Annotated in this window: 12 protein-coding genes; 8 read left to right on the forward strand and 4 right to left on the reverse strand. The window is 41.2% G+C overall.

Annotated elements, in window-relative coordinates; genetic code table 11:
* The first annotated feature begins 350 nt into the window (after positions 1 to 350).
* The 7 genes from V7K31_RS12390 (at position 351) to V7K31_RS12420 (ending at position 5,586) form a co-directional block, all read left to right on the forward strand.
* The gene (locus V7K31_RS12390) at positions 351 to 1,781 is read left to right on the forward strand and encodes a form I ribulose bisphosphate carboxylase large subunit (protein ID WP_335094643.1); all 1,431 of its coding nucleotides are present in this window, start codon (positions 351 to 353) and stop codon (positions 1,779 to 1,781) included.
* 187 nt (positions 1,782 to 1,968) lie between these two features.
* Positions 1,969 to 2,376 (forward strand): RuBisCO chaperone RbcX, encoded by a 408-nt coding sequence (gene rcbX / locus V7K31_RS12395; protein WP_335094644.1) that lies wholly within the window; start codon positions 1,969 to 1,971, stop codon positions 2,374 to 2,376.
* Between the two features lie 46 nt (positions 2,377 to 2,422).
* Positions 2,423 to 2,752 (forward strand): ribulose bisphosphate carboxylase small subunit, encoded by a 330-nt coding sequence (locus V7K31_RS12400; protein ID WP_335094645.1) that lies wholly within the window; start codon positions 2,423 to 2,425, stop codon positions 2,750 to 2,752.
* Positions 2,753 to 2,928: 176 nt separating this feature from the next.
* Complete coding sequence (locus V7K31_RS12405; RefSeq protein ID WP_335094646.1) at positions 2,929 to 3,555, forward strand: GDSL-type esterase/lipase family protein; 627 nt, start codon at positions 2,929 to 2,931, stop codon at positions 3,553 to 3,555.
* Positions 3,556 to 3,616: 61 nt separating this feature from the next.
* Positions 3,617 to 3,844 carry a type II toxin-antitoxin system Phd/YefM family antitoxin gene (locus V7K31_RS12410; protein WP_335094647.1) on the forward strand — a complete coding sequence of 76 codons (228 nt, stop codon included), beginning with the start codon at positions 3,617 to 3,619 and terminating at the stop codon, positions 3,842 to 3,844.
* On the forward strand, positions 3,841 to 4,221 hold the full coding sequence (locus tag V7K31_RS12415) for a type II toxin-antitoxin system VapC family toxin (protein WP_335094648.1): 381 nt from the start codon (positions 3,841 to 3,843) through the stop codon (positions 4,219 to 4,221). The genes V7K31_RS12410 and V7K31_RS12415 overlap by 4 nt, the downstream gene beginning before the upstream one ends.
* 99 nt (positions 4,222 to 4,320) lie before the next feature.
* Entirely contained in the window at positions 4,321 to 5,586 is a 1,266-nt protein-coding gene (locus tag V7K31_RS12420) for a ribulose bisphosphate carboxylase small subunit (RefSeq protein ID WP_335094649.1), read from the forward strand.
* A 160-nt stretch (positions 5,587 to 5,746) separates the two neighbouring features.
* On the opposite strand, the gene V7K31_RS12425 is transcribed toward V7K31_RS12420, so the two are convergent.
* Both V7K31_RS12425 and V7K31_RS12430 read right to left on the reverse strand, forming a co-directional pair.
* Complete coding sequence (locus V7K31_RS12425) at positions 5,747 to 6,499, reverse strand: hypothetical protein (RefSeq protein WP_335094650.1); 753 nt, start codon at positions 6,497 to 6,499, stop codon at positions 5,747 to 5,749.
* Positions 6,500 to 6,850: 351 nt separating this feature from the next.
* Positions 6,851 to 7,249 (reverse strand): hypothetical protein, encoded by a 399-nt coding sequence (locus V7K31_RS12430; protein WP_335094651.1) that lies wholly within the window; start codon positions 7,247 to 7,249, stop codon positions 6,851 to 6,853.
* Between the two features lie 402 nt (positions 7,250 to 7,651).
* Here V7K31_RS12430 and V7K31_RS12435 point away from each other — a divergent pair, with 402 nt between their 5' ends.
* Positions 7,652 to 7,882: a hypothetical protein gene (locus V7K31_RS12435; protein ID WP_335094652.1), complete on the forward strand. Its 231-nt coding sequence runs from the start codon at positions 7,652 to 7,654 to the stop codon at positions 7,880 to 7,882.
* Between the two features lie 449 nt (positions 7,883 to 8,331).
* On the opposite strand, the gene V7K31_RS12440 is transcribed toward V7K31_RS12435, so the two are convergent.
* Both V7K31_RS12440 and V7K31_RS12445 read right to left on the reverse strand, forming a co-directional pair.
* Positions 8,332 to 8,715 (reverse strand): DUF2358 domain-containing protein, encoded by a 384-nt coding sequence (locus tag V7K31_RS12440; RefSeq protein WP_335094653.1) that lies wholly within the window; start codon positions 8,713 to 8,715, stop codon positions 8,332 to 8,334.
* Positions 8,716 to 8,828: 113 nt separating this feature from the next.
* Positions 8,829 to 9,503, reverse strand: coding sequence for a HupE/UreJ family protein (locus V7K31_RS12445; protein ID WP_335094654.1), 675 nt, complete (start codon positions 9,501 to 9,503; stop codon positions 8,829 to 8,831).
* Positions 9,504 to 9,776: the final 273 nt, after the last annotated feature.

A 9,776-nucleotide genomic window follows, 5' to 3' on the forward strand; every position in this document is an offset into this window, starting at 1 on the left:
AGTAGAAGTGCTAAGTTGTATACCCCTAGAAGGTGAGATCACTGGTGAGGAGGATTACCACCTCTGCTAAAGTGTCCAGTGTTAAAAACTCTACCCTCTGCCAAAAGCAACCCTTAAAAAAAGTTTTCCTGATCTTCTTCCCTTTGAAGAGGGAGAAGGAGCGGGGTAAGGAAAAGTTGCACAAAACGTGATTTGATTAGCCGCCGTCAGTGCGCCGGAGGCTCTAAACGCCAGTGGAGAACTTATAAGACCTGGAGCAATTCAGGCAAAGATCGTTGAAGCAGGAATCGCGTGACTAAAAGTCATGTGAGGTTCAAAAGTAAAAGAGAGACTTCTGAGAAGGATAAAATATGTCTTACGCTCAAACTAAGACTCAGAGCAAAACTGGGTATAAAGCCGGGGTTCAAGATTACAGACTAACTTATTACACACCGGATTACACACCTAAAGATACAGACATTTTAGCGGCATTCCGCGTTACACCCCAGCCTGGAGTTCCCCCCGAAGAAGCAGCTGCGGCTGTAGCGGCTGAGTCTTCCACTGGTACTTGGACAACTGTGTGGACAGACTTGCTCACCGACCTCGATCGCTACAAAGGTCGTTGCTACGATATCGAACCAGTTCCTGGTGATGACAACCAATTCATCGCCTACATTGCCTATCCTTTGGATTTGTTTGAAGAAGGTTCTGTAACCAATATGTTGACCTCCATTGTGGGGAACGTATTTGGTTTCAAAGCTTTGCGGGCGCTACGTCTGGAAGACTTACGGATTCCTGTAGCTTACCTGAAGACCTTCCAAGGACCTCCCCACGGTATTCAAGTTGAGCGTGACAAGTTAAACAAATATGGTCGTCCTTTATTGGGTTGTACAATTAAGCCCAAATTAGGTCTTTCGGCTAAAAACTACGGACGCGCTGTATACGAGTGCTTACGTGGTGGTTTGGACTTCACCAAAGACGACGAGAACATCAACTCCGCTCCATTCCAACGGTGGCGCGATCGCTTCTTGTTCGTATCTGAAGCTATTGCCAAAGCTCAAGCTGAAACCGGTGAAATCAAAGGTCACTACCTAAACGTCACCGCCCCCACCTGTGAAGAAATGCTGAAGCGGGCTGAGTTCGCTAAAGAACTCAAACAGCCCATCATCATGCACGACTACCTCACCGCAGGTTTCACCGCCAACACTACATTGGCTCGTTGGTGTCGTGATAACGGTATCCTGTTGCACATTCACCGCGCTATGCACGCCGTAATTGACCGTCAAAAGAACCACGGTATCCACTTCCGCGTTTTGGCTAAGGCGCTACGGATGTCTGGTGGTGATCACATCCACACCGGCACCGTAGTTGGTAAGCTGGAAGGTGAACGCGGTATTACAATGGGCTTCGTTGACTTGTTGCGTGAAAACTACGTAGAACAAGACAAGTCTCGCGGTATCTACTTTACCCAAGACTGGGCTTCTCTACCTGGAGTATTTGCTGTTGCTTCCGGTGGTATCCACATCTGGCACATGCCTGCACTCGTAGAAATCTTTGGTGATGACTCCGTGCTGCAATTTGGTGGTGGTACTCTCGGACATCCTTGGGGTAATGCTCCTGGGGCTACAGCTAACCGCGTAGCTTTAGAAGCTTGCATCCAAGCTCGTAACGAAGGCCGCAACTTGGCTCGTGAAGGTAACGACATTATCCGCGAAGCCGCTAAGTGGTCTCCTGAATTAGCCGTTGCTTGCGAACTGTGGAAAGAAATCAAGTTCGAGTTTGAAGCGATGGATACCGTCTGATCAAAAGTTAAGAGTTAGAAGTAGAGACGCGACGCCAGTCGCTACAACGGGGGCAACCCCCGCAACGCGCTGGCTCATTAATCGCATCTGTAGAGACGCGATTAATCGCGTCTGTTAAGAGTTACATTAATTCATAATTCATAACTCTTAACTCATAACTCATAACTGTTGACGGCTGGGGTCAAGCATGAATCTTAAGCAAATTGCGAAGGACACAGCCAAAACTCTCCAAAGTTATCTGACTTATCAGGCTCTAAGGACAGTGTTGGCACAGCTAGGCGAAACAAATCCTCCATTAGAACTTTGGTTGCATAACTTTTCGTCTGGCAAAATTCAGAATGGTGAATCATACATTGAGCAACTGTTGCAAGAAAAACCAGATTTGGCTTTGCGAATCATGACTGTCAGAGAACACATTGCGGAAGAAGTCATGGAATTTTTACCGGAAATGGTTCGTACTGGCATTCAGCAAGCCAACATGGAACAGCGTCGCCAGCATTTAGAACGCATCACCCGAATAGACACATCAAACCCCAGTCTGCAACCAGAACAGCAAGCAAATTCAGATCCGAATTTAGATAACTTATCGAATTAGTTCGGTCAACCTAGTAGTAAAAAATCACAACCCATTATCAAAAGCTATGCAAACTTTACCAAAAGAGCGTCGTTACGAAACCCTTTCTTATCTACCACCTCTGTCTGATGCTCAAATTGCCAAGCAGATCCAGTACATTTTGAATCAAGGTTACATTCCAGCGATCGAGTTTAACGAAACTTCTGATCCTAAAGAATTTTATTGGACAATGTGGAAGTTGCCTTTGTTTGGTGCTAGATCGACTCAAGAAGTATTGAGCGAAGTTCAAGGATGCCGTTCTCAATTCAACACCAGCTATATTCGGGTTGTGGGTTTTGACAACATCAAGCAGTGCCAAATTCTCAGCTTTCTTGTTCACAAACCCAACAAATACTAAGCTTAACAAGCTTTAAGTAATTGGTTTATTCCTATAGGAGAGGTAGAATTATCTGCCTCTCCTATTTGTTAGATTTGTTTTAAAACGCATAGGCACGCAAAGGAAAACGCAAAGGGGCGCGGAGTTATTCTCTGCGTTTTGCTTAGGATACCTTTACGTTTTTTAGAAGGTAATAAATGGAATTAGAGCATCTACCGGAAGTAAGAATTTGTTTTGTTGGTGACTCTTTTATTAATGGTACTGGCGACCCAGAATGCCTTGGTTGGACAGGGAGAATATGCGCTAATGCTAATAAAAAAGGCTATGATATCACCTACTATAATTTAGGAATTAGGCGAGATACGAGTACTGATATAGCAAAGCGTTGGTTACAGGAAGTATCACTTCGCTTACCCAAAGAATATGATGGCAGAGTTGTGTTTTCTTTTGGATTGAATGACACAACATTAGAAAATGGTAAAACTCGTGTGGGTTTGGCAGATTCCATCAAAAATGCCCATGAAATTTTAAGTGAAGCTCAAAAGTTGTATCCTATTTTGATGATTGGTCCAGCACCATACGCAGAACAAGAGGATAGTCAAAGAAGGAACAGAAATACTAATTTATCTAAACAGTTTGCTTTAATTTGCAATGAATTGAATATACCTTATTTAGACGTTTTTCCGATATTAGAAAACTCAAACATCTGGATAAATGAGGCAAAAGCTAATGATGGTGTTCATCCTCAAGCAAGCGGTTATGCAGAGTTTGCCCAAATTGTAGAAAATTGGGACGCTTGGTTAAATTGGTTTCCTTTAATTTAATTGATAATCCAAAGTTAGGATAGTGGTAGCACCTTAGTCTTTCTATTCAAAGGTAGTACTTATGCAGCAAATTAATTTAGCTGAAGCATCTCAAAACTTACCTGAGTTGATTGAAGCAGCACTCAGTGGTGAGGAAATTATTATCATCAAAGATAATCAACCTTTGGTGAAGTTAACTCCTGTATCGCCAGTTAAACACCGTCCTAAGTATGGTAGTGCCAAAGGACTTGTAACAATATCTGATGATTTTGATGCACCACTCGAAGATTTTAAGGAATATATGGAATGAGGCAACTACTAGACACTCATACTTTTATTTGGTTTGTGATGGGTGATTCAAGAATCAGCCTTAGTTGGAAATCGCAAATTGAAAATAATGAGAATCTACTGAGTATTGCTAGTGTTTGGGAAATGGCAATCAAGCACAGTATTGGTAAACTCAACTTTGGTCTAGCTTTTGATGAGTTTATCGAACAGCAAATAATTAGGAATGGTATTGAATTACTGCCAATTACTATAGACCATATTACTGTTGTTGCCACACTACCTTTACATCACCGTGACCCATTCGATCGAGTTTTAATTGCACAGTCGGTAGTTGAAAATATATCTATATTGAGTGCTGATAAAATTTTTGATGCCTATCCAATTAGGCGTATATGCTAAGTAGCGCTCCTTTTATACCAAAAGATAGATAAATAAATAACCAGTTATCACCAAAAAAACTTAACATTACTTTAAGCACTGCTAGGCAAAGATAATTATATGGGTTACTACATCGCTCCCCGGTTTCTGGACAAACTGGCTGTCCACATTACCAAAAACTTTCTCAAGCTTCCTGGTGTGCGAGTCCCCGTGATTTTGGGTATTCACGGACGCAAAGGAGAAGGCAAAACATTTCAATGTCAATTAGTCTTCGAGAAAATGGGTATTGAGGTGACTAACATCTCTGGCGGCGAATTGGAAAGTCCAGATGCAGGAGATCCAGCGCGGTTGATTCGGCTGCGCTATCGGGAAACAGCAGAACTGATCAAAGTACGCGGCAAAATGTGTGTTTTGATGATTAACGATTTAGATGCGGGTGCTGGACGCTTTGATGAAGGCACTCAATATACTGTAAATACGCAGTTGGTGAATGCCACACTGATGAATATTGCTGATAATCCCACAGATGTGCAGTTGCCTGGAAGCTATGATTCCACGCCTTTACGTCGTGTGCCGATTATTGTTACAGGTAATGATTTTTCCACCCTCTATGCACCGTTAATTCGGGATGGACGGATGGAGAAGTTTTATTGGGAACCAAACCGAGATGACAAGGTGGGAATTGTCAAGGGGATTTTTGAACCGGATGGACTGTCACAGAAGGAAATTGAACAGCTAGTTGATACTTTTGTCAATCAATCCATTGACTTTTTTAGCGCTTTGCGATCGCGCATTTATGACGAACAAATCCGCAACTACATCCATCAAGTAGGTTTTGAGCGGGTATCGTTGAGTGTGGTTAACAGCGTTGAAGGACCACCAGAATTTAAAAAGCCAGATTTCAGGCTGTCTCACCTAATCGAGTCTGGTAACTTTCTCGTTGGTGAACAAAGACGGGTGGAAAATTCCCATTTGGTTGATGATTACAACCGACTCAATCGAGGTAGAAATTCTCAATCTGCACCACCTGCTGCTGTAACACCAATTAGTCAGCCGTCAAATCGCGCAACCCAAGAAGCAAAAACTAATGGATTCCAAAAAGAGGAAGTATCAAGTCCACATTTGACTCTAGAGACACAAGCACAAATTAGAGAATTATTGTCTCAAGGTTACAAAATTAGTATTGAACATGTAGATGAGCGCCGCTTCCGCACAGGTTCTTGGCAAAGTTGTGTTCATAGCCATATTGATGCAGAGTCTGATGCAATCTCAAACTTGGAAGCAACTTTAGCAGAATATAGTGGTGAGTATGTGCGCTTAGTAGGTATTGATCCAAAGGCCAAGCGGCGGGTGGTGGAGACGATTATTCAGCGTCCGCATGGGTAAAAATTAGGGGTAGATAAATGATAAAGTGCGATCGCTACCCAACCCAAAAGTCCTCCAAAACCTCACCCTGTCCTATCAGACATCCCTCTCCTTAGTAAGGAGAGGGACAGGTTCTGCATAGCAAAACCAGGGTGAGGTTATGAGGTTTATTAAACTCACGTTAACTACAAGTAACTGCTGAAGCCGAGTTAACCTTTGTTAAATCGCCAGTGAATACTGCTGTGTATTGATAAGGTGATGAACCAGAGCAAGTCATAGAATTGGTATTAGCACGGCGGGGAGTCCACCATGAGGTTGCTTGCACAGTCAAATTTGTGCCATTCCATAATAACTTGTTGACAACTAAAGAGTTAGTTTGTCCATCAGTCGGCTTTTTGGCAGATAAAAATGTAGCATAGTTAACCTCACCATTGGCTGGATTAATCCGGGCTATAACTGCGACTTTTGGACCGCCTCCGCTACCATAGCTAGACAACCAACGCCCAGTGGCAAAGCGGCGAAAATCATTACCAGTTTGACTGCCAGTAGAGGAGTAAACGCCATATAAAACATTGCCGCCATCCCAATACAATCCATAACCTGTGCTATCGTCATTTGTTGTTTCGTAATCACTACGACACCATGTTTTGATCCCATTATTGAAGCGGATAGTCACAGGATTTTTGTTATTAGATGAGACTTGCTGATAACCAATGTAAATGGTTGTATTTCCATTACTTACTTTCGGACCATTTTTAGCTTTGATTGTTGCTTCACTATCATTGCAACTGAATGTCACACCATTACCGATAGATGAATTTATGGTTTGGGCAGGAACTGGAAAAGCTTTTTGTGTGATTATTAAATCAGCTACTAATACTACAGATAAAGAGAAACATTTCAAATGCTTTTGCAATTTGGGAGAATAAGTCATGGTAAAAATCTGCCGAGAAAGTATTAGACAAAACTTCGTATTACTATAAATTCTTATCAGAATTTAGACAGTCAAAATTGTTGACAATTGCAGATTACAGCATTCTCAATATTACGGAAAATGAAATTAAACTACAAAACGTATAAGATAATATGCACGATATTAACTGTACATAAATCTTTCATATCAAAGAGTATCAGTGAGTAGAAAAAATTGCGTTGGCAAAGCCTACCAAAGGTATCGCAGCAGTCAATAAAAAATGGTTTTCATGAGCAAGTAGCGTTTGCTCATTCTCATATCTCTTGCTAGAAAGTTTTTTTTACTCTGCTTTCTGCCTTCCGTCATCCTGTATTAGACGGTTTTAACATTCTCATTTGATACTTTTGCGGCACTAGCTTTCAGCAAGCGACTTAACCTAGTTTTGCGGACACGTTCGCTATCACGAATACCACCCGCCATCTCATATTCACTGCTGTTTTTGCCATACTTAAAAGCAACGCCCCTCACTATCTTATCTGTAAGATTGTCTAAGGTTTTTTCCATCTCATCAATTTTAGTTTTGGAAGAGTCAATCATAGCTAAATCAATGTTATAAGCATCAAGCATAGTGCGTAACTCCTGAATTGATTTAGTCAGATTTTGCAAACCGCAATTATCACCAAAATCCATATTTGAATCAATTGCTTTAAATCCGGCGGATCTCAATTCGGCTTTTTCTAAAACACGGGATGTACGTTTTGGACGAGACATAGATATATTTGTTAAAGAGGGTTATAGAACACCAATTCAGTAATCGTAATCTTGGAAAAACCTTTCCCTGAATTCCTCTGCATAGCTCAGAGGAGAGTTTGGCTTTCCCTTTCTTGGTAGGAAAGGGAATTGGAGAGTTAGGTTTTTGATTACTGAATTTATGCTCTAAAGCTAGTTTGACTTAGTGAAGCTGTTTTCTGGTTCAGTAAAATTCGTGAATAATTTTATTTATTAAAAAAATAATATATAAATCTGCGTAATTTCTCTTAACGGGACTTAAGCATTTTTGATGGAGGAACAAGCCTCAAACCCATGCAGGATAAGGTAAATATAGCGGTTCTCAGTTGAGTGAAGTACAAGAACCCCACCCCCAACCCCCTCCCCGCAAGCGAGGAGGGGGCTATGATGTTCATTAGAGATGTCGTGATGTTCATTAGAGATGTCGTGATGTTCATCAGAGATGTCGTGATGTTCATTAGAGATGTCGTGATGTTCATTAGAGATGTCGTGATGTTCATTAGAGATGTCGTGATGTTCATTAGAGATGTCGTGATGTTCATTAGAGATGTCGTGATGTTCATCAGAGATGTTGTGATGTTCATCAGAGATGTCGTGATGTTGAGGGATTTCTAAGAAATAAATTATCTAATCTTGTGGGATGGGCATCTTGCTATTGGTGTCAACTTAAGCGCAAACCCTTTTAAAACCTCGTTTCTAGCCTCTGGCTGGAAATGCAGATCAATTGCGGCTCTGCCGCCAGTCTTGAGGCTTTGCCTCACATTAGGCATTCCCAGGAAATAAATTATCCAAAGAAACGAACCACAGAGGCGCAGAGAACACAGAGGGAAGAGAAATAGAGAAGATTTTTGTGTCAGTTTTGGAATATTTTTTTATTTGGAAGTCCCTTAGGCATTCCCAGTCGAAGACTCTTGACGAGATAATCTATAAAAGCTGCTTCTAGAGTGGCTTTCACGTTAAGGTATTGAATTAAATAACATATATTTATGTCCCTGGCTTACCTCACCCTCAATCTCTCTCCTTTATAAGGAGAGGGATCGTGAAACAGGATGAAGTTTTGCATTTTATTTAATCGCAAAGAAATGCTGCTTTACCACGTCTAAGCGTGAACAATTCCAATAATCCACATGTGAGACAATCAAATCATCAGAGTTAATACCTAATTCACTCCAACCAGGAATGGAGATCCGTGGCTTCCAGGGGAGAGGAGTATTCCAACTAAGTGTCCACTCAGTTTTTATTGTGTCTTCTAAACGTTGAATATTATGTAAGTCCATTTTGGGAGCTAAAAACCAAGTTTGGATAAAATTAATCATTTCTTTGTAACGTTTAACACCACGAAATTTATTCAGTGGGTCTTGAAAATAAACGTCTGGAGCGTAAATGCTGTAAGTTTGATTTAGTGGGAATCTTTGATAGTCTTCTTTGAGAATTTTAATGATATCCATGTTAACTTTTGTTAGATAGTAAAGTTTTATTTATCCTGAACACGTAGTGGGGGCGTACAACTAAGTGTACGCCCCCACTAATGAATGTATTCTACCCAATTGAAATATTTGATTTAAATGATCGAATTGCTCAAAAACACGATGCCGATCGCACAGAAAGCGAAGCCAGCAATGCTCATTTTCCAGGGTAAAATTCGGTTTATTTCTCTCATACCGATTGCAACACCAATTTCTCTGGCACTCATGGCAACCACAAACAGAGTTAAGGTAATGCCTAGTATATAAGCAAGTAGTGGGATCATTCCTGCTCCAATAATAGATTCAGCATTAGCGTAACCCTGAAATAAACCAGCAGTGATGCCCACTAGAGCAAGTACTATAAAGTTTGGTTGATTTGGCATGATCAGCATAGTACCAAAAAGGATGCTAGAAATGGCGATCGCTATTTGTGTACCTGGGAAATTTAGCTGGCATATATGAATTACAATGCCCAAGACTGCTGCTAAGACAAAACATCTAGCTATTACAGCGCCACGAACAAATACAGATGAGAGTAAACCAATCGCAATAATACCAACTAAACAATTCAAGCTAATTACTGGATCTGCTAGTCCCCAGAGAAAGCCTTCCCAGCAGTTAGAGATGGTATGATCGGCTGGTGTTCCACTCAATGAACTCAATAAGCTAATTAAAATTAGAGCTGCGATCGCCCCAATATGCCGATGTATTAGCTTTGAAGTATAAAATTCTCCTGATGCACGGAATTCTGAGAATTTAGTTTTGAACATTAGCATCTGCCAAATTAGTTTTTTCGGTAATTTATACTACCCACATAGCCAAACTAACTAACTTAGTAACGTAGATTAATTAAATATAAAACCTCACCCCTGCCTCCGGCTTCCCTCTCCTTAGTAAGGAGAGGGATTGAAGGTGAGGTTTGATCTTATAGCGGTTCTCACTTGAGTGAGGTACAAGAACCCCACCCCCAACCCCCTAAGAGCAAGCGATGAGCAGGGTGGATTAATTGTCCAGAGAGAAAATATAACATGGAAGGATGATTC

Origin of the sequence: Nostoc sp., assembly GCF_036917675.1 — a bacterium.
Lineage (GTDB): Bacteria > Cyanobacteriota > Cyanobacteriia > Cyanobacteriales > Nostocaceae > Nostoc.

Bases quoted from the DNA above. Each gene is read 5' to 3' on its own strand.
- V7K31_RS12445 (WP_335094654.1), bottom strand. From the start codon at position 9,503: ATGTTCAAAACTAAATTCTCAGAATTCCGTGCATCAGGAGAATTTTAT.
- V7K31_RS12425 (WP_335094650.1), bottom strand. From the start codon at position 6,499: ATGACTTATTCTCCCAAATTGCAAAAGCATTTGAAATGTTTCTCTTTA.
- V7K31_RS12430 (WP_335094651.1), bottom strand. From the start codon at position 7,249: ATGTCTCGTCCAAAACGTACATCCCGTGTTTTAGAAAAAGCCGAATTG.
- V7K31_RS12440 (WP_335094653.1), bottom strand. From the start codon at position 8,715: ATGGATATCATTAAAATTCTCAAAGAAGACTATCAAAGATTCCCACTA.
- rcbX (WP_335094644.1), top strand. From the start codon at position 1,969: ATGAATCTTAAGCAAATTGCGAAGGACACAGCCAAAACTCTCCAAAGT.
- V7K31_RS12410 (WP_335094647.1), top strand. From the start codon at position 3,617: ATGCAGCAAATTAATTTAGCTGAAGCATCTCAAAACTTACCTGAGTTG.
- V7K31_RS12405 (WP_335094646.1), top strand. From the start codon at position 2,929: ATGGAATTAGAGCATCTACCGGAAGTAAGAATTTGTTTTGTTGGTGAC.
- V7K31_RS12420 (WP_335094649.1), top strand. From the start codon at position 4,321: ATGGGTTACTACATCGCTCCCCGGTTTCTGGACAAACTGGCTGTCCAC.
- V7K31_RS12390 (WP_335094643.1), top strand. From the start codon at position 351: ATGTCTTACGCTCAAACTAAGACTCAGAGCAAAACTGGGTATAAAGCC.
- V7K31_RS12435 (WP_335094652.1), top strand. From the start codon at position 7,652: ATGATGTTCATTAGAGATGTCGTGATGTTCATTAGAGATGTCGTGATG.
- V7K31_RS12415 (WP_335094648.1), top strand. From the start codon at position 3,841: ATGAGGCAACTACTAGACACTCATACTTTTATTTGGTTTGTGATGGGT.
- V7K31_RS12400 (WP_335094645.1), top strand. From the start codon at position 2,423: ATGCAAACTTTACCAAAAGAGCGTCGTTACGAAACCCTTTCTTATCTA.